The sequence below is a fragment of the Ktedonobacter racemifer DSM 44963 genome, from assembly GCF_000178855.1.
Lineage (GTDB): Bacteria > Chloroflexota > Ktedonobacteria > Ktedonobacterales > Ktedonobacteraceae > Ktedonobacter > Ktedonobacter racemifer.
In genome coordinates, this window is the sequence record NZ_ADVG01000002.1 from 1,011,456 (window position 1) to 1,030,047 (window position 18,592).

Annotated in this window: 16 protein-coding genes and 1 pseudogene; 13 read left to right on the forward strand and 4 right to left on the reverse strand. The window is 56.5% G+C overall.

The window, feature by feature from the left end:
• Window positions 1–155: 155 nt before the first annotated feature.
• Window positions 156–1,658 (forward strand): MFS transporter, encoded by a 1,503-nt coding sequence (locus KRAC_RS62095; protein ID WP_052568478.1) that lies wholly within the window; start codon window positions 156–158, stop codon window positions 1,656–1,658.
• Between the two features lie 51 nt (window positions 1,659–1,709).
• Here KRAC_RS62095 and KRAC_RS20680 read toward each other — a convergent pair whose 3' ends face one another.
• The 3 genes from KRAC_RS20680 to KRAC_RS20690 all read right to left on the reverse strand — a co-directional run bounded on the left by KRAC_RS20680 (window position 1,710) and on the right by KRAC_RS20690 (window position 4,585).
• A complete protein-coding gene (locus KRAC_RS20680) occupies window positions 1,710–2,933 on the reverse strand; it encodes a cytochrome P450 family protein (RefSeq protein WP_007910402.1) in 1,224 nt (407 codons plus the stop codon).
• A 20-nt stretch (window positions 2,934–2,953) separates the two neighbouring features.
• Window positions 2,954–3,589: a TetR/AcrR family transcriptional regulator gene (locus KRAC_RS20685; protein ID WP_007910404.1), complete on the reverse strand. Its 636-nt coding sequence runs from the start codon at window positions 3,587–3,589 to the stop codon at window positions 2,954–2,956.
• A 171-nt stretch (window positions 3,590–3,760) separates the two neighbouring features.
• Window positions 3,761–4,585 carry a glycerophosphodiester phosphodiesterase family protein gene (locus tag KRAC_RS20690; protein ID WP_007910406.1) on the reverse strand — a complete coding sequence of 275 codons (825 nt, stop codon included), beginning with the start codon at window positions 4,583–4,585 and terminating at the stop codon, window positions 3,761–3,763.
• 206 nt (window positions 4,586–4,791) lie between these two features.
• On the opposite strand from KRAC_RS20690, the gene KRAC_RS20695 reads away from it, so the two are divergent.
• The 12 genes and pseudogenes from KRAC_RS20695 (at window position 4,792) to KRAC_RS20745 (ending at window position 16,751) form a co-directional block, all read left to right on the forward strand.
• A complete protein-coding gene (locus KRAC_RS20695; protein ID WP_007904553.1) occupies window positions 4,792–5,400 on the forward strand; it encodes an IS607 family transposase in 609 nt (202 codons plus the stop codon).
• A pseudogene (locus KRAC_RS20700) lies at window positions 5,357–6,820 on the forward strand (RNA-guided endonuclease InsQ/TnpB family protein). Before KRAC_RS20695 ends, KRAC_RS20700 begins: the two are co-directional and overlap by 44 nt.
• Window positions 6,821–7,097: 277 nt before the next feature.
• The gene (locus KRAC_RS20705; protein WP_007910410.1) at window positions 7,098–8,231 is read left to right on the forward strand and encodes a homospermidine biosynthesis protein; all 1,134 of its coding nucleotides are present in this window, start codon (window positions 7,098–7,100) and stop codon (window positions 8,229–8,231) included.
• A gap of 339 nt (window positions 8,232–8,570) precedes the next feature.
• The gene (locus tag KRAC_RS20710; RefSeq protein ID WP_007910412.1) at window positions 8,571–9,011 is read left to right on the forward strand and encodes an S-adenosylmethionine decarboxylase family protein; all 441 of its coding nucleotides are present in this window, start codon (window positions 8,571–8,573) and stop codon (window positions 9,009–9,011) included.
• 247 nt (window positions 9,012–9,258) lie between these two features.
• Complete coding sequence (locus KRAC_RS73795; RefSeq protein WP_169460921.1) at window positions 9,259–9,447, forward strand: hypothetical protein; 189 nt, start codon at window positions 9,259–9,261, stop codon at window positions 9,445–9,447.
• A gap of 26 nt (window positions 9,448–9,473) precedes the next feature.
• Window positions 9,474–10,349 carry an agmatinase gene (speB, locus tag KRAC_RS20715; protein ID WP_007910414.1) on the forward strand — a complete coding sequence of 292 codons (876 nt, stop codon included), beginning with the start codon at window positions 9,474–9,476 and terminating at the stop codon, window positions 10,347–10,349.
• Window positions 10,350–10,670: 321 nt separating this feature from the next.
• Window positions 10,671–11,648: a hypothetical protein gene (locus KRAC_RS20720; protein WP_007910416.1), complete on the forward strand. Its 978-nt coding sequence runs from the start codon at window positions 10,671–10,673 to the stop codon at window positions 11,646–11,648.
• 142 nt (window positions 11,649–11,790) lie between these two features.
• Window positions 11,791–12,069, forward strand: coding sequence for a hypothetical protein (locus tag KRAC_RS20725; protein ID WP_007910418.1), 279 nt, complete (start codon window positions 11,791–11,793; stop codon window positions 12,067–12,069).
• Between the two features lie 303 nt (window positions 12,070–12,372).
• Window positions 12,373–13,560, forward strand: a complete 1,188-nt coding sequence (locus tag KRAC_RS20730; protein ID WP_169460922.1) for a hypothetical protein — start codon at window positions 12,373–12,375, stop codon at window positions 13,558–13,560.
• A 193-nt stretch (window positions 13,561–13,753) separates the two neighbouring features.
• Entirely contained in the window at window positions 13,754–14,698 is a 945-nt protein-coding gene (locus tag KRAC_RS20735; protein ID WP_007910423.1) for a radical SAM protein, read from the forward strand.
• A 283-nt stretch (window positions 14,699–14,981) separates the two neighbouring features.
• Window positions 14,982–15,971 carry a polyprenyl synthetase family protein gene (locus KRAC_RS20740; protein WP_007910425.1) on the forward strand — a complete coding sequence of 330 codons (990 nt, stop codon included), beginning with the start codon at window positions 14,982–14,984 and terminating at the stop codon, window positions 15,969–15,971.
• Window positions 15,972–16,004: 33 nt separating this feature from the next.
• Window positions 16,005–16,751, forward strand: a complete 747-nt coding sequence (locus KRAC_RS20745; RefSeq protein WP_007910426.1) for a ubiquinone/menaquinone biosynthesis methyltransferase — start codon at window positions 16,005–16,007, stop codon at window positions 16,749–16,751.
• Between the two features lie 43 nt (window positions 16,752–16,794).
• Here KRAC_RS20745 and KRAC_RS20750 read toward each other — a convergent pair whose 3' ends face one another.
• Window positions 16,795–18,468, reverse strand: a complete 1,674-nt coding sequence (locus KRAC_RS20750) for a serine/threonine protein kinase (RefSeq protein WP_157506884.1) — start codon at window positions 18,466–18,468, stop codon at window positions 16,795–16,797.
• Window positions 18,469–18,592 lie beyond the last annotated feature (124 nt).

Sequence of the window (18,592 nt, forward strand, 5' to 3'; positions counted from 1 at the left end):
GAGAATACCCCTTGAAAAGAGTAAACAGTTACAGCCATGGAGGCGAGATCACGCGTGATCTCGCCTCCATGGCTTTTCTCTTTATACTGAGGTATGCTACACTTAGAGAGTTAAATGCACCATTTTTCATCTCTAACGAGGAAGCAAGCACCAATATGGAGACCGTACAGCAAGCTGAAGACGATGCCCAATATGGAGCAGCACCTCACCTGCCGCGCCTGCGCTGGACACGCATTCTGGCCATCAGCATCTTTGCGCTGGCCTTAAACTTCCAGTGGGCCGCGCTCGGCACGATTATTCTGCCCAGCCAGGTCTTTAAAATGGTTGGTGATCTTGATAAAGGCACCGCCCTGGCTTTTGTCCTTATCCCAGGGGCCTTCGTCTCCCTCTTCTCTAATCCCTTGTTTGGCTGGTTAAGCGACCGCACGCGGGGACGGCTCGCCGTCTGGGGCCGCCGTCGCCCATATATCCTGCTGGGTACCCTGGCGAGCATGTTCTGCCTGGGCTGGATGGCCACGGCCCCCAATGTCCTCACCCTCGCCATAGCCTATGCCCTCACGCAATTTGTCAGCAACGCCGCGCAGGCCCCATTTCACGCCCTGCTGCCGGATATCGTGCCTCCTGAACAGCGAGGCCTCACCTCGGGCGTCATCAGCCTGATGCTCATTTTCGGCAATATCGGCGGCGTCCTGGTGGCAGGTAACCTCATCAACTCATCCCTGCCCCTGGCGAGCTACACCCAGGGCCTCTGGCTGACCTACGGCCTGATCATCGCCGTCTTGCTTGTTTTTATGCTGATCACGCTCATCTTCGTCCGCGAACTACCAGTCCAGGCACATAGCGCAGAGGCGGAACAAGCGGCAACAGGCACCACGCGCAAGCCCTGGTACACCCTGCCAGCCATGAGAACGCTGGCCGCCTCGCTCGTGGTGGCGCTGCTGGCCTGGGGCCTTATAACCCTCTGGAACACCTGGCGCGTCGCGGGCCTTGAGATCAGTAGCAACTTTGAGCAGGTCATTATAGAGATCATCATCACGGTCGGCATCTTGCGCCTCTTCGACTTTCGACCGCGCCGCGATCCCGACTTTGCCTGGGTGCTTGCCACGCGCCTGATCATGATGCTGGGCATCTATACCATTCAGTCCTTCTTGCAGTACTATATGCGCGACGTGGTCCATGCCCCACACCCCGAGCAGCAGACGACCACCTTCCTGATTATCGTCTCGCTCACCAGCCTGCTCAGCGCCTTCGCAGCGGGCTGGATCTCGGACTACCTGGGGCGCAAGCGCGTAATCTACATCTCGGGCGCACTCATGGCGGTCGTGGGCGTGGTCTTTGTCGTTACCCAATCGCTGCAACTCGTTATCGCCGCCGGGGCCATCTTTGGCCTGGGCTATGGCGCCTACCAGAGCGTGGACTGGGCGCTCGTCGCGGACACCCTGCCCTCGCAGAAGAACCATGCCCGCGACATGGGCGTCTGGAACGTCGCGCTCTCGCTCTCACAGGTCATCGCCCCCGTCCTGGGCGGCCCCCTGCTGGATAGCTTCGCCCGCGCCGGACACCCGGTCCTGGGCTACCAGGTCATCTTCGGCATGTCGATCATCTACTGCATCGCAGGCACCATCACCGTCCGCTTCATTCGCGGCGTGAAGGGGTAAATATGTATGATTGTGGTGATGTGCTTTGCACATCACCACAATCATACATATTTAGAAATTTACCGGCAGGCTAGTGAGGCCCCGCAAGATGGGGCTGGGATTCCATATGAGTTGTTCAGGCTCGCAGGCCAGGCGCAGATTGGGTAGGCGTTGCAGCAGGGTGCTAATGGCGATCTGCCCCTCCAGGCGTGCCAGCGGTGCCCCCAGGCAATAGTGAATGCCCTTACCAAAGGCCAGATGTTGGTTCTCCCGGCGCGTAATATCCAGTACTTGTGGATCAGTGAACTGGTGCTGATCAATATCAGCGGCCACCAGGGAGACAAACACCATCTCGCCTTTGCGTATGACCTGGCCATGCATCACAATATCCTCGCTCGCCCAGCGAGGGGTAGAGAGCGTCAGCGGAGCCGCGTAGCGCAAGAGTTCCTCAATAGCTGATGACAGCAAAGATGAGTCCTGGCGCAGCAGTTCCATCTGCCCTGGATGCAGCAGCAACGCCAGCATACCATTGCCAATCAGATTCACCGTCGTCTCATGTCCCGCAACGATGAGCAGGAAGATCGTTGAAATCAGCTCGTTCTCGTGGAGCCGATCTCCACCCTCCTCAGCCTCGACTAAGCCGCTCGTCAGGTCATCAGTAGGATGAGCGCGCTTAGCTGCCAGGAAGTTCTTGATGTACTGGACAAATGCCTCCAGGGCGGCCAGCGCCTCCTGCGGTTGAGATCCCACGGAGTTCGCTATGATCGTTTGCGACCAGGCACGAAACTGTAGACGATTCTCGACAGGAATCCCCAGCATCTCTGAAATGACCGTGATAGGCAGAGGAAAGGCAAAATCGGCAATGAGGTCCATTCTTCCTAATCTCTGTACGGCCTCCAATAACTCATCCGCGATCTGCTGAATGCGTGGGCGCAGTTGCTCAATCATGCGTGGCGTGAAGGCCTTGGAGACCAGGCCGCGCAGACGTGTATGATCGGGTGGATCAACGGTGAGCATATCGCGGCGAAAGGCGAGAAGGCGCTTAAACGTGTCTTCTCTCTCATTAGTAGATGCCTGCTCTTGTTCTGGGAGCCCGAATTTCAATGTGTCTTTGGCGAAGCGTGGATCTTTGAGAACGGCTATGGCATCCTCGTACGTCGTTGTCATCCAGGCGCCTGTACTAAAGGGTGCCGTGAGAGGAAGAAGCGGCCCCTGCTCGCGCAAGCGCGCAGCAAAGGCGACCGGATCACGCTTTGTCTCCTGGGACAGGAGATCAGTGAATGATATCTGTTTCATCCTGTTGTATGTCCTTTCGTTCATTTTCCAGGCTGTAAGGATCGTGCCGCAATTCCATTCAGGAGCGCATCTACAGCCATTTCTGGCTCAAAAACTGCCTGTGTATTGGGAAAGAGCAGGTCGGTAAAGAGGTTGCCATATGCCAGAGAAATGACAATCTGATAGAGGATAAACGTCGCATCTATATCCTGGCGCAACTCACCACGCTCCTGAGCGCGTTCGACAACCTGGCGAAACTGCTGGATACGCGGAGTTGCCAGTTTGTCATAAAAGGCCTGGTAGATCTCGGGCCTTGACTTGATCTCGGCAATCATTTTGGTAAGCAGTTTGCCCATCAAGGCATTGCGCTTAAAAAGTTCGTGTGCTTCCTTCGCAATATAGAGCAGGTCATCGCGAATATTTCCTGTGTCGGGCAGAGGATGCTCGCCGCGAAACACGTCCAGCGCATCCTTGATCACATCCTCTTTTGAGGACCAGCGACGGTAGATGGTGGTCTTGCCCACCCCGGCACGCTCAGCAATCGCCTCGATACTTAAGCCCTGAAGGCCCTCCTCGGCGAATATTTCGAGCGTTGCCTCCAAAATGGCCTGGTGGGACTGGACACTACGCGGACGCCCAACCTTACGCACCACCAGCCCAGGTTCAGCTTCATTCATCTACGTCGCTCTCCTCTCTCCCTCTTTTAACGCTTTACAAATTCAAATACGATACGGTAACGTATCCAATAAAAAGAGTATACCATTACAAATTACAAAACGCAACGGTAGCGTATCATTTTTATCAATGTATAGCGAGTTACCCTACCATAGGCGTGACTCAGCAGCAGGCTAACGCAGGCCCATCTCGATCAGTAGCTCTTTCATCAGGTCGGGACGGTTGGTGAAGAGGCCATCAGCGCCTAGCTCGATAAGCTGGCGCATCAAGGGCTTGTCATCAATCGTCCAGTAGTAGAGGTCCATGCCCCGGCGATGCGCGCCCCGGATCAGGGCTGAATCTTTCAGATTGACGTTACTATGGGCATCGGGAATAGCCAGCAACGTCGATTGGCGACGATAGAACCAGGGCAGACGCGCCTTATGGGCGAGGACAAAGCTGGTCACCTCAGACTGGCCCGCGCCAGTTGCCACCTGGCCCGCGCTCAGCTTTTGGAAACGCGTCACGATCTCCTGATTAAAGGAAGAGACAATCACTCGTTTCCCTATCCCATATTTTTGGATCAGCGCCCAGAGCTTCTCCTCAATCTGGGAGGAGCCACCTTTGGGATAGGTATCTTTCACCTCGAAGTGCAGATAATACTTCGCGGCATACCTGCTGAAGACCTCCTCCAGAGCTGGAATGTAGACCCCCTGGCCGCGATAGCTATAGCGCCCCTCCAGGTCACGGAAATGGTAGCCCGCGTCCAGCTTTTGCAACTCGGCCAGGGTATAGGTGTCCACGCGCCCACTCCCATTGGTGGTACGATCTACGGTTGCGTCATGAATGCCAACAATATGCCCATCCTTCGTCATATGGATATCGATATCCAGAAAATCGACGCCGCCAATGGCATCGGCCACATCGAAGGCCGCCAGCGTATTGGTTGGCGCCAGCAGCTCGCCCCCCTGGTGCGCAAAGATATACGGCTTCTTCAGCTCAGGAAAGAGGTTTGACATATTCTGTTTAGCCTTTTCTCTCACATAGGTTGATGACTTATCGCGCCTGCGGCGCTCATTGGGTTATATAATGTGCTGGTGGACGGGCTTCGCCCGTCCACCAGCACATTATATAACCCAATGGAGGTATCCATTTTGTATAAGCAACCATCACAAAGTATCATCATCTCTTGCATATCTCAAGCAGATAGAGTATACTTGGATGTATGAAGTTATCGAGTTATGCCAAGAAGATTGGGATCAGTTATAACAGCGCCTGGCGTATGTGGAAACGCGGCCAGATTCCCGGCTATCAATTGCCCACCGGCACCGTGATCATTGATCCGCCAGAGCTTCGCTCGGTTCCGGTCCACGCCGTCGCTGTGTATGCTCGTGTTTCAAGCAGCGAAAACAAAGACAACCTGGAAAGGCAAGCCGAGCGGCTGGTGACCTGGTGCAATGCCCAAGGCTGGTCGGTCAGCAAAGTCGTCAAAGAGTGCGGCAGTGGCATCAACGATCAGCGGCCCAAGTTTCTGGCGCTGCTGGCAGATCCCAAAATCGGGCAGATCGTGGTTGAACACAAAGATCGCGCTTCTCGCTTTGGCGTGGCCTATATTCAGACCTTGTTGGCTATGCAAGGACGGAAACTGGTCATCGTCAACACCGCTGATACCGCCGAAGATGATCTCATGGGCGATTTTATCAGCATCATTCCCTCGTTTTGCGCTCGTCTTTATGGTCGCAGACAAGCCAAACGCAAGACGGAACAAGTGCTAGCGGCTTTGCAGCAGAATGGACCCGCCCGTGAGCAAGAAGCCCCAAAAAGCCTCGCTTGATGAGAAAAAAAAGCGCAAGCGCAAAAAGAAGACGAAGCAGACCATCACTCGAGCGGTGACCCATATCCGTCTCATTGAGGCCAATCCTGGCAAACTTGAGGCGCTCGATCAGCTTGTGGCGGTTTACTTGCCGCTGTGCCAACAGTACACCACCCTGTTTTGCGAGGCCGAGACAAGCCCGGACAAGTACCAAGAAACCGTCTTCAAAACCGATCTTTCCGACCGCTTGCATCGAGTGGCAATACAGCAAGCCGCAGACATTGCCAAAAGCGTTCGCACGAATCGAGCGAACGCCTATCAGGCGTACCTGGAAGATGTGGCTGATTACGCTCAGGCCAAGGCTCAGGCGGAAGGCCGGATGTCCGCCTTCAAACGCCGCGAACCGACCTGGACCGAATGGGATCTCCCTGTGCTGCGTGTGCCAGTCATCCAAGCCAATGTCAACGTGGTGGTGCTCGAGAAGTCGGAGGACTCCACGTTCGACTACTGGCTGCGCGTGTCCACCTTAGATGTCGGGAATCCGCTTCGAGTCCCAGTCAAACTCGCCTCCTATCACAAACGAGCACTCGAAGGCCGCACGCTCAATGCATCCACAACACTTCACAAGCGCAATGGAGTCTGGTGGCTGACGCTCTCCTTTGACGAGGACGTTCCTCTTCAAACCAAGCCTGACGCCCCTACAGTAGGCGTCGATGTGGGCATTGCCCATTTCCTCACGACCTCCACCAATAAAGCGTATGGCAGTTTTCATGGCAAGATGGCCCGACAGCACAAGCACGATCGGGAAAAGCGTCGCCGCAAGGCGAAACTGCGAGCCTATCTGGAAAAGAAAGGCGTCCCAAAGGGCAAGCTTCCTTCGACAAGTTCTGAAACGTCGCAACGCTTGAGCCGTCACGTCAAGCAAGAGATCAACCGGGCGGTCAATGCGTTGGTCAAAGATCATCGAGATGCCAGACTCATTTATGAGGACCTCAATGTGGCCTCGATGCGCTTCAAAGCAAGGGTGATGAACAGTTATCTGTATGCTTCTCACCTGGGGCATATCCCAGAGCAGCTGGCCTGGGCCGCCGCCAAACAGGGCATGGCAGCCCACACGGTCCGAGCCGCCTATTCCTCTCAGTAATGCCCCCGCTGCCATTATGTCGATCGCGCTAATCGGCTGAACCAGAAAACCTTCAAGTGCCTGGTCTGTGGTTACGCAGACCAGGCCGACCGCAAAGCCGCACAGACGCTCGCGGGACGCTGGGGGGATCGGAAACTGGCGGCATGTCGCTCGACTTCGGAGGTCAAGGCGCTCCTCATGACGCGGCATGAAGCGTGGAAACAGCAGAATCAGCAGAGGATCCAGGATGCCGGGCCTCCCGTCCAGTTGAGCTTCTGGGATCCCCCAGAGATGTTCCTGGAATCATCTCACGAGTGAACATCTCTCAGTAGAGAGAGGTGCATAGGATGCTCGTAGTGCATCCTCCCGCCTAGTCCGCTGTTTGGTAAACAGGCGTAGGTTAAAGTGAGAAGGATAATCATTGCAATAGATGGTTATGCTTTGATCAACTATAAGTTAACCCAATGGATGCATAAGTTGGCGGAACTCTTGCCAGCGGCGTTGTTCTGTCATATTCTATAGGGCATTGGCATCACGCCTCCATTAAGATTTACATTCTCATTCCCATTCCCATTTCCCGGAAAGGACTTTTTTGATGTCACATCATGACTCTTACCATACAGAGGACGATCAGCACCAGCAGCACCAGCCAACACAGCAGGAGTATTTAAGCGGGCAGCGCATCCTGCCCAACCGCGTCCGGCCCAATATGACGATTACCGAGTTGATGGACGAGCAGTTCCAGGCCTATAACTCCGCGCGCCTGCACGAGGCCTCCCGTCTCTTCGTGGAGAAGATGCTCAATCCCGAGCAGAATACGACCGTGGGGCTGACCATGGCGGGCGCGCTGACACCCGCTGGCCTGGGTGGCTGCCTGATTACGCTGATGGAGTATGGCTTCGTCGACTTTATCGTGAGCACGGGCGCCAACCTCTACCATGATATGCACCATGCCCTGGCCCTCTCGCTGCATCGCGGCGACTTCCGTCTCGACGATACCAAACTCCAGGAAAAACATGTCGTGCGTATTTACGATATTCTCTTTGAGGATCGCGTGCTGCTGGATACCGACGCCTTTGTGCGCGAGGCCCTCAATAGCCTGCCCAATCGCCCCATCGCGACCTCCGTGCTGCACCACCACCTGGGCACTCAGCTCCTTAAAGCGGGCGTCAACCCCGAGTACTCGGTGCTGGCCCAGGCCGCGGCCTGGAACGTGCCGATCTACACCTCTTCGCCCGGTGACTCCTCGATTGGTATGAACGTAGCGCGTAACGCTCTGGAGGGCAGCAAGCTCACCCTCGATCCCCTGGCCGACGTCAACGAGACGACCGCCATCGTGCACCATGCCGACCAGAACGGCGTCATCATCCTGGGTGGTGGTAGCCCCAAGAACTTCTATCTGCAAACCCAGCCTCAGCTCTGGGAGGTCCTGGGCATCCAGAAGGGTGGTCACGACTACTTTATTCAGATCACCGCCGACGCGCCCCACTGGGGCGGCCTCTCGGGCGCGACCCCCTCTGAGGCCGTCTCCTGGGGTAAGATTAAGCCCGATCAACTCAATGATACCGCTGTGGTGTATGGCGATTCTACCATTGCACTACCCCTGCTCACCGCCTATGCCGTCAGCAAGGCCCAGCCGCGCCCGCGCAAGGAGCTGTACGCAAAACGCGAAGCACTGCTAACAGAACTCAAAGATGCGTTTGAGGCCCATAAGCAATTTCGACCGTAGAATAGATTCGATCTAATCACAACTCTGGTTTCTCATTAGATGGAGACCCACCTGGCAATTAGGTAGACAAGGAAGCAAACAGCCAGGTGGGTCTCTACTGGTGTTTAGGTGGAGTGCGACTGGTGTTTAGATGGACCTTTGCTGGTGTTTAGGTGGAAGAAAGCTTGTTATTAGATACAATTTCATCCTATTTTCTTTGCATTTTCTTGACAACCTAATATATAATATCACTCGTGCGTAAAATTTGAAGAAGCGATGCGCACCCGAAATCTCGGCAATCGTGGCTCCTTATAATTGGGAGGGAAAACGCCACGCTTTTACACCCGGAGGAAGTAAGCAATGCTTGTACATTTGATGTTGGAACTCTACAACTGCGCCCCCGAAACCCTCAATAGCGAGCCCCTGCTGCGTCGCGTTCTCGACCAGTATCCTGATCGCGTAGGCATGGAAAAGGTCAGCCCAGTTCACCTGTATGATATTGAAACATCTAACCCACTAGATGCTGGCATGTCTGGTTTCGTGGTCATCGCTCAGAGCCACATCAGCCTGCACGCCTGGCCCGAGTACGGCGAAGTAGACATCGACATCTGCTCCTGCAAAGAGTTCAGCCAGGAAGATGCCATCGCCTTCGCCAAAGAAGTTTTCAAGACCGACGACGTTGAGTCCCATTTCATCGTGCGCGCAACCCGCTCCCTACGCCCCGACGAGCCAGATCCCAAGCGCCTTGAGGCCGCCATGGAAGCTCGCCGCGCCAAGAAGGCTGCCGCGGAGGTGCGCTAAAGGCAACAAGCGCAAGGCGAAGAGTCCCCCTTCGGGTTCCCTCTACCGCCTCAAATTCTACTGAGAATAGAGAGTAAGGTGCATTTACAGCGTTCTTACTCTCTATTTTATTTATCGAATTTCTCTCCAAAGCTCTTCTATAGTATTCATTACCTCCTCTACATGCCTCTCCCTCTTGACAACCTGCGCCTGTCTGCTACCATATGCACAAAATGAAGAATTGGGTATGTGCGTGGGAAACGCGGCAATGCCGCGTTTCCCACGCACATACTTTACTAGTAACTCACGCGATGTGCATGTTTTTTTGCATGACCTCTCGCGCCTGCGGCGCTCGCAGGGGTCAGTGGGTGTGGTGCGTGCTGGTGGCCGCAGGCCACCAGCACGCACCACACCCACTGATCAGGTGAGACACAAAGTGGCGAGAAGTCTTGAGTAGATACAAGAATAAAAGGATAGAGATACATGGAATATTCTATTAGCCAGTTTGGTGCCCCTGATGCCCCCCACTGCAATCCAGAGACGGCGCAGGTCACTATTATTCCCGCGCCACTAGAATATAGCGTCTGTTATATGAAAGGGACTGAGCATGGTCCCCAGGCCATTCTCGATGCCTCCAGCCAGATGGAGCTGTACGACGAAGAGCTCGACTGCTGCCCCATCGAGATCGGCGTCTATACCCGCCCCGTCCTCGACTATAGCGGCATGGACCATGCCGAGGCCCTCAAGGCGACCGGACAGGCTGTCCGTGAAACCCTGGAGAAGGGCCAGCTCCCCCTCATCCTGGGTGGTGAGCACTCGCTCTCCGCACCCTGCATCGCCGCCGTTCACGAGAAATATCCCGACCTGACGGTGGTACATATCGACGCCCATGGTGACTTGCGCGACGAGTACGAGGGCACCCCACTCTCACACGCCAGCATCGAGCGCCGCGTGGTGGATATGGGCATCCCCCTGCTGGAGATCGGCATTCGCAGCTTCAGCCCGGAGGAGGCCGAGTTCCTCAAGTCCGGCCCCAACATCGCCGTGGTCTGGGCCTACCAGATCGCCAGGGGCATCGCGCAGATTCCCTGGGAGCGCCTGGGCAAGCATGTCTATCTGACCATCGACCTCGACGCCATCGATCCCAGCGAGATGCCCGCCGTCGGCACACCCGAGCCAGGTGGTCTCTCCTGGTACCAGGTCCTCGACCTCGTGCGCGAGATCTGCCAGCGCAGCACGGTCGTCGGCATGGACGTCGTCGAACTCTGCCCCATGGAAGGCCAGACCCGCGCCGACTTCCTGGCCGCCAAGCTCGTCTACAAAATGATCGGCTACCGCTTCCAGCAGAACGCAAAGTAAAACATGTTTACGGAGCGCCAATTCATCCCATATAAATAAGAAATTACCCAACGCATGAATGGCTCCCCAATCCGGTAGGGACCAGCTTTAGCGCGTCCGAAGGCGATTCATCGCCTGTAGGCGCAGCCTCAAACGTTGCTGCTGAGAGCATTGTATGCTATATGTTAGATGTGTTATCGATAAAAAGAGGCTTGCGCTGCACTGCCATGAATGGCATTCGGACGCGCTAAAGCTGGTCCCTACCGAAAAATTCAACCGCTTTTCTTGCTCATATACAATACAGAGAGCTTATAAGAATTTATTTCTTGGAGATTACATCCTATGCGCCAGCTTGCCCAGAAGATCACATCCACGCAGCCGCGTATGCCTCGCAGTTTCTTCCTCATCGCGCTGAGCAGCCTCTGCCTCCTGCTCCTCGCGCTGGGCCTGGTGGCCTGCGACACAGGGGACGCGAAGCAGAAACAGATCAAGACGATTCAGCAGGCGAAGACTAATAAACAGGTCACCTATAGCGCCGATCCCCAGGACGTAGTTATCCGCACGCTCTATGGCGGAGGTCTCAAAGGCTCGCTCTCGCTCAGTCCGGTGCTCAGCATCTATGGCGATGGCACCTATATCCTGGGAACTGAGCGCACAGGAAAGCTCGCCCCCGACGCCTTGCAACAGCTCCTCGACGCACTCGTCAATACCTATGATCTCCCCGATTTCAGCCAGAAGCAGTTTATCGACATTCAGGACCTCAACGCCACCTACCTGCAACTCGCGCTCAACAACCAGCAGACAGAGTTTGCTTATGGGAGCTTTGGCCACTACCAACCCAAAGCCCAGGAGCTTGACGAGTATACCCGCCTGGGTAAGGCCCTGACCGCCATCAATAACGCCATCAACGCGACAAGCAGCCAGCCCTACAAGGCCTCGACCTACGCCCTCCTGGCGCGCAGGACCTTCAGTGCCGATCCCCAGCGCGACTACCCCTCCTGGCCTCTAAGCGACTATACCCTGGAGCAGGCAGCCACCTATGAATGTGGCAGCATCCCTCCCAATGAGAACACGCCCAACCTGGAGACCCCCTGCCTCAAGTTCACCATCCCCAGCCACGCCCTCCTGCTCAACCAGGGACAATACCAAACGATTGTATCCAGCCTGAACAGCAATAGCGGCACCATGAGCGAGGCTGGACTCTACTACACCCTCACCCTGCGCCCCCTGCTCCCCGACGAGGCCCAGACCAAGGCCCTCGCCATGTTCGGCAGCCAGCAGACCCAATTCACGCCTGTCCCCCTGGCGACCACCCCCTAGCCCAAACATCACGCGAAACAGCCCCAGTCAAGAATGCGCAAAGTGCAGTCACACATTTATTTGCTATTAACTGCCGTTCTACGTCCAAATAAGTAACAGATACATAACTGCAAACAAGTGCACACTACCTCTGGAGGAAAACATGAAATATATCGAGATTGCAATTCTTGTCCTGGGAGTTACTATTGGTGCCGTTGTAGGAAGCACGATCAAGATAGGGAATGGGAGCGCGGCGTTCATTGGCGCCCTCCTTGTGACGGCACTCGGCTTCCTGCTGCTCTTCTTGTTCAAGCGGAGGCGCCAGTCTATGTCGCTGGAAGAACGAAAACAGCAGGACGAGCTAGAACGTCAACAAAGCCCTGTCATAAATGACATTCGGCATGACATGTGGCGTCATGCAGACAAATTTAGTCCCCACTAAGCGCGCTAACATGCAAATCTCACACCACTATGTATTCCCAGGGGGAGTGCGCAGATGCCCCTGGGAATACATAGTGCTTCCGGGTGTGTTTATGTTACTGAATAGTCGGTCGAAGAGAAATATGGTATACTGTAGACAGACGCGCCCCCCTACATAGAAGCATCGGACCCTACACGCTCTTTATGCGCGTCAAAGGATTTTTTCGAGGTTGGTGTGGCATGACCGACGGGAGGGACAAACGATCTTGCCGTTATCCACCATTCTTAATTACATTACATACCCCCATAACAAGAGAAGACATTTTTGAAAGGAACTATGACCAGAAACTTCAACCCACAGCGAAGAGATGGCGCGCGCCCACCGTACCGCGATTCATCCTCTTTTGGTACATCTGATGGTCAGCAACAGGGCAATACTCAACGCCCAGGCAAAGTACGCCTTAATCGCTCCATTGTTGATCGCGCCTGGCAAAATGGGGCCCAGCGCAATCACGCAGACTACCGCCCACGCACAACCAGCAACAACTCATTCAATACGCCTTCTAATGGTCAGCACTCCCGTCCTAACCATTACAACGGCAATACCGGCGCTCCCAACTATAATCGCCCCAATCAGCATACTGGCTCTCGCCCCGGATTCTCCTCTCCATCACATGACCAGGCCCAGTATCCAGAGCGTCGACGTCCCTACAACAACAATACGAATACGCCGAATTTCGCGCGCCGTGGCAATGAACAGCCTGAATGGGAGTCGGGGCAGGAGCGTTACCCCTCCCATGGCGGACCTCGCCCACATGGCGGCCGCTTCCAGGGTTCAACTGGCCCTCGCCGTCCCTACGGGGCAGGCCCCAACCGTTTCGAGCAGGACCAGGCACCGCGTCGCTTCGAGCGCGATTCCACGCCTCGCCGCTTCGAGCAGGACCAGCCTCCTCGCCGCTTCGAGCAGGACCAGCCTCCTCGCCGCTTCGAGCGCGATTCCACGCCTCGTCGCTTTGGCCAGGACCAGCCTCCTCGTCGCTTCGAGCGCAATTCAGCTCCCCGGCGTTTCGAGCAGGACCAGGCACCGCGCCGATCCAACACAGGTCACTTCGAGGGCGACTACGAGTCGTTTAACGAAGAGGCTCGCCCGCCTCGCCCGCGTAGCTTTCGCCAGGCCGAGAAGACTCAGCAGCCTGAACTCCATGTGACACGCCTCCCCGATGGACGCGTGCTCAAGGGGCCTCGCCCGGTACAGCGCCGCAACGCCGAGTTCTGGACCGAGATCGGCGGGGATGCCGATAACTTGCTAAAGCCCGTCACACCAGCCGAGCCTGCCGAGGAGACACCAGGCAAGAAAAAAGTGGCCAGGAAGCAGGATACAGACAAGCCGTCAGACGCGAAGGCCATAAGCCCTCGCGCGAAGAAGGCCACCAAGGGCGAGAAGAAGCCACGCACGCCTCGGGGACCCAAGCCATCGCATCCCGGCTATAAATGGCCCTCACAGGAGGACTAAGCCACTGGCTCGACACATACGGTATACTAGATAGTATCCGTTGACCAGGATCTGGCCCTAGAGGGTCAGGCATACAAGAACAATTCACGTAAGAGTGTCCGGTCATCGCAGAGAAGGCTGGACACTCTTCTTAGCGCTAAAAGCGTCTTGACCATATCCGATCATTTCGCAATTTCGCACTTGGAGTTGCCAGATGCTTTATCCCAGTTACCTTCAACTCTATGAAACCGGTGAACTAGCCGAGCGAGCGGCCGCTGCCTGGGAAGTCCTACGCAGTTGTACTATCTGCCCACAGAACTGCCGCTGCAACCGTATCGCGGGCAAGACTGGCGTCTGCCACTCGGGGACCGAAGCCATCGTCGCCTCCTGGAACGTCCATCGCCGCGAAGAGCCACCCATCAGCGGGACGCGGGGAGCTGGAACCATCTTCTTTGGCTACTGCCAGGCTCGCTGTACCTATTGCCAGAACTTCTCGCTCAGCCAGGGCGGCCTGGGCCATCGTGTCACCCCCGAACGCCTCGCGGACATGATGATGTATTTGCAGAAGAAACGCTGCCACAACCTGGACCTGGTGACTCCAACCCACTTTGTACCACAATTCCTGGCAGCCCTGGTCATTGCCTGTGAAAAGGGGCTACGCCTGCCGATTGTATACAACTGTGCAGGCTATGAAAACCTGGAGACATTAAAACTCCTGGATGGCATCATCGATATCTATTTACCCGATGCCAAGTACTCAGACAATAAGAATGCGTTACGCACCTCGAAGATGCCTCGCTACGTGGATTATAACCAGGCGGCGCTCCGCGAGATGTACCGCCAGGTTGGTCCCCTACAGCTCGATGAGGAAGGCATAGGGAGACGTGGGTTACTTATCCGCCACCTGGTCATGCCTGAGGATATCTCTGGTACACGCGAGGTCCTGCGCTGGATTGCCGAGGAACTGGGGCCAGATACTCCCATTAGCTTGATGGATCAATACTTTCCCGCCTGGAAAGCAGTCAACGACCCCGTGCTCAATCGGCGCTTAAGCTGGAGCGAGTACCGCACGGCCCTCGATGTGCTCGATGAGTTCGATTTCACCAATGGCTATGTTCAGGAAGACCTGGTCGAGATCGATACCACCGCTGAGGTGTAAAAAAATTGGTGTCGTGGTGTGGAGGTGCCAGGCGGCTTGCGGCCGCCTGGCACCTCCACACCACGACACCGATCGGGATATCTTAACAAGCTTGGACAAAGCGCGCTATAATCTGATTAGCAACCACCTTGTTAAACTTTAACATGGCTCTTTTTTTATGATCGTTCGTACCTATAAAGTCGCTTGTTTCGCCTTGTCAGAGCGCTGACAGTCAGGGGATGCCTTAGTCCTGTGCCTACAGACATCCAAAGGTAACTACCATGAGGAAATGGAGAATCCTACCATGAACACAACGGCCACTTTGAGCCGACTCTTTGCCGGTATCCAGGCTGATCTCGACACGGTCGATAAGACGTTTCAAGAGAGAGCAACCTCAGGGCTGACGATCCTCAACTCGGCCTCGATGCATGCCCTGGGCGCGCCAGGCAAGCGACTGCGTACCGCGCTCACCCTGCTGGCTGGCAAACTCAATACCTATCGCTTTGAGAAGCTGCTACTCTTGAGCGTGGCCTTTGAGATGACGCATCTAGCTACGCTCATTCACGATGATATCGTTGATGAGTCAAGCACACGGCGCGGCAACCCCACTGTCAATGCCCTCTTTGGCGATAAGATCGCGATCCTGCTTGGCGACTACTACTTCGCCAAAACGGCGGGCCTGATCGCCGACATCGAGGACCCCCGTATCGATCACCTCTTCTCCGACACGGTCGCCACCGTCTGTGAGGGCACTATCCTGGAGATGATGACAGCAGGCAATATCGATCTGAGTAAAGAGACCTACTATGAGAAAACCAGGAGCAAGACCGCCTGCCTGATGGCTGCCTGTAGCAAGGGTGGCGCGATCATCAGTGGCGCGACCCCGGAAGAGATCGAGCTACTGTACGCCTATGGCATGCACCTGGGTACCGCCTTCCAGATCATTGATGATATCCTTGACTATACCCAGGATCAGTCAACGATTGGCAAGCCCGCAGGCAATGACCTGCGCCAGGGCATGGTCACGCTCCCCCTCATCTATGCCTTGCAGGATGCGCCCCAGAACGGGCATTACCAGCAGGTGAAGACCCTGCTCGGGGAGAAGACCCATAAAGACGAGGAAATCAGCGAGATCGTGGAGTGGGTCACCCAGGGCAACGGCGTGAAGCTGTCGCTGTTGGATGCTCATGCCCAGGCCAACAAGGCGCGCGAGGCCCTCTATCACTTCCCAGCCTCGCCCGACCGCGATGTGCTTGATGAACTGATCGATTTTGTCCTGATGCGGAAGAAATAACTATTCATAACTCTACAAGGATGCCTCTTAGCTATGTCTGCAAAATTGTCTCTCGAAGAAAAATTTAAGGAAACTGGCGGCAAGAAGCCCTATGTGCGGCGTCTCTTTGGGCGTATCGCGGGCATCTATGATCTCATGAACCGCCTGATGAGCCTGGGACTCGATCCCTACTGGCGCAAGCGGGCCGCACGCTACCTGGCCCTGGCAACTGGCGAGACCGGCCTCGACCTGGGCGCGGGCACCGCTGACCTCTCGATCTCGGTCATTCGCAACTCGGGATCCGACACCCATATGATCGGGATGGATATCACGCCTGAGATGCTGGAGGTTGGCGAGAAGAAACTCAGGCGTATGGGCCTGCAAGACCGCATTGAGCTGCGCGTTGGCGACGCCGAGAATATCGATCTCCCCGACAATAGCGTCGATGGCTGCTGCTCCGCCTTTACGGTGCGCAACCTGACCAATATCGGCAGGGGCTTTAGCGAGATGCTGCGTGTTGTGCGCCCCGGCGGGCGCGTCGTCTGCCTGGAGATCAGCCACCCACCCGGCAAGATCTTCGGCACACTCTTCTATCTCTACTTCTACAAGCTTGCCCCCCTCTTTGGCACCATCCTGGGCAAAGCCTTCGAGGAGTATAACTACCTGCCCAACTCGCTCACGACCTTCCCTAAGGCTCCCCGCGTCAAGGAGATCATGGAGGAGGCCGGCTGGAGCGATGTGCGCTACTACTACCTCAACGGTGGTCTCGTCGCCATCCACGTCGGCACCAAACCCGAGTGAGCAGTGGTCCGACGCGTGCTTCAGCAGCGTCGGGCCTTTTTTCTTACATCGGTCCCTGGCTGGCCCAGACCAGGACAACCACACAGAGCATGATCGCGCCCAGCCAGAGCAGGGATTGGAGCAGGTCGTTGCCTTCGCTCATGGGCGGGAGGTCCTCTGGCTGTGGAAGCTGTGACTTATCTTCGTCCTCCAGGTCACCAAGCATGCTGGGGAGCATCTGGGCCACGCTATCCGTCGGGCGCCGCTCGCCCGGGAGCGTGCTACTAAAAGAGACCGGGGCCACGCTGGTAAACGAGGCGCCCGAGGACGAGACAATCGCTCCCATACTCGATGTCGTCCCCCTCACGCGCCAGGACAGCAGGTCCTGCTTCAGTTCGGCGGGACTTTGATAACGCTGAACAGCCAGGGGGCGCAGGCCACGTGTAAGTATGGCATCTAACCGCGGCGAGACCTGAGGTGCGACCCGCCTGGCAGGCGTAATCGTATTGCTCGCTGGATCATGCTCAGGCGCCCTCCCCGTCACAGCATGGTAGGCTGTCGCCAGCAGCGAGTAGAGATCCGAGCGCACATCGAGTTTACCACTTCCCATTTCGGGCGCGGCATAGGGCGAGAGGCGCGCCTGCTCCCGGTCAACCTCATATTGCCCCCCGGAACCAGACTGCACAACCGAGAAACCCGTCAGCGCGTACTGCGCACCATAGCGACTGATCACAATATTTTCGGGACAGATCAAGCCATGCATAAGCGGGAGCTTTTGCGTTGAGAGCGCCTCCAGGACCTCCGCGATATGCACGCAGCAGGCCATGACCTCCTGCTCAGAGAGAGGCCCTGCCAAGCGTTGTAGGCGTGCTATGAGCGTCTCGCCCTCCAGTGGCTCAAAAACAAAGAAGTTGCGCCCATGTTCCATAAAGGCATCCCAGAGCGCGGGGACACGCGGAAGGCGACCAGCCTCCATCAGGGCCACGGTCGCGTTCCGTAGCAGGGCCTGAGTGCGCTCGCGTCCTTCCGCTAGTTCAACCTCTTTGATTAGCACCAAAGCGCCCGCGCGCTGAGCATCCTGGGCACGCCAGGTCGTTTCATAGGTGCCTGGCTTCCACTCATGACGCGTTTGCGGCTCGCTCAAGCGATAGCGCCCATTGCGCAGAAGGGACCCTGGGGCCAGGACGGGCGCGTCAATGGTTCCTGGCTGACTGGTATCACCCGGCGGGCGCGCCCCCATCCCTGAGCGCGCAGACTCGCCACCCGCCTGCTCGATACTTCGTAGCGAGGCGACATTGTTTGCCAGGCGGTTCACACGTGCGGGCAGCGACGATGGCGAGAACTCGCTGCGACCCGGCTGGGCAGGTAAGGACTGAGAGCGCAAAGGTGGGGTCATCTGCGGGTAACCCGGCAGAGCCTGCGCAGAGCGAGGCGTCGTATCCTGGGAGCGCTCCCCCCCTGGCACCCCTGGACGCGATAACGACCCTGGAACCGCCTGGGATACTCCAGGTGTAGGCGTAGCAGCGTAGCGCGCCTGCCGCACACGCTGCTCATTGCGTTCTCGCAGGGGACTGCGCGCTTGAAACGTCGAGGCGGTCGCCGTTGCCTTGCGCGCTTCGCCACCCTCATCTTCAGGGGGTGAGCCTTGCGTCTGCGTAGCCGCCGTGTCCTGGGCAGCGGTCCCCGTACCTGCCATCGGAACAAACATTTCACACCGCTCACAGGGCTTCTGTGTCACATCCCCCTCATAACCACACCGCGGACACAACATCTCTTCTTACCACCTCTCAACTCGCTAACAGATTAAACGCCCCTTCGATAAATTGATATGCGCAACGAGCTATCCTCACATAGGCGCCACG

Excerpts from the sequence above, each read along its gene's own strand:
- KRAC_RS62095 (WP_052568478.1), top strand. The coding sequence starts at position 156 with ATGGAGACCGTACAGCAAGCTGAAGACGATGCCCAATATGGAGCAGCA.
- KRAC_RS20680 (WP_007910402.1), bottom strand. The coding sequence starts at position 2,933 with ATGAAACAGATATCATTCACTGATCTCCTGTCCCAGGAGACAAAGCGT.
- KRAC_RS20685 (WP_007910404.1), bottom strand. The coding sequence starts at position 3,589 with ATGAATGAAGCTGAACCTGGGCTGGTGGTGCGTAAGGTTGGGCGTCCG.
- KRAC_RS20690 (WP_007910406.1), bottom strand. The coding sequence starts at position 4,585 with ATGTCAAACCTCTTTCCTGAGCTGAAGAAGCCGTATATCTTTGCGCAC.
- KRAC_RS20695 (WP_007904553.1), top strand. The coding sequence starts at position 4,792 with ATGAAGTTATCGAGTTATGCCAAGAAGATTGGGATCAGTTATAACAGC.
- KRAC_RS20705 (WP_007910410.1), top strand. The coding sequence starts at position 7,098 with ATGTCACATCATGACTCTTACCATACAGAGGACGATCAGCACCAGCAG.
- KRAC_RS20710 (WP_007910412.1), top strand. The coding sequence starts at position 8,571 with ATGCTTGTACATTTGATGTTGGAACTCTACAACTGCGCCCCCGAAACC.
- KRAC_RS73795 (WP_169460921.1), top strand. The coding sequence starts at position 9,259 with ATGCCGCGTTTCCCACGCACATACTTTACTAGTAACTCACGCGATGTG.
- speB (WP_007910414.1), top strand. The coding sequence starts at position 9,474 with ATGGAATATTCTATTAGCCAGTTTGGTGCCCCTGATGCCCCCCACTGC.
- KRAC_RS20720 (WP_007910416.1), top strand. The coding sequence starts at position 10,671 with ATGCGCCAGCTTGCCCAGAAGATCACATCCACGCAGCCGCGTATGCCT.
- KRAC_RS20725 (WP_007910418.1), top strand. The coding sequence starts at position 11,791 with ATGAAATATATCGAGATTGCAATTCTTGTCCTGGGAGTTACTATTGGT.
- KRAC_RS20735 (WP_007910423.1), top strand. The coding sequence starts at position 13,754 with ATGCTTTATCCCAGTTACCTTCAACTCTATGAAACCGGTGAACTAGCC.
- KRAC_RS20740 (WP_007910425.1), top strand. The coding sequence starts at position 14,982 with ATGAACACAACGGCCACTTTGAGCCGACTCTTTGCCGGTATCCAGGCT.
- KRAC_RS20745 (WP_007910426.1), top strand. The coding sequence starts at position 16,005 with ATGTCTGCAAAATTGTCTCTCGAAGAAAAATTTAAGGAAACTGGCGGC.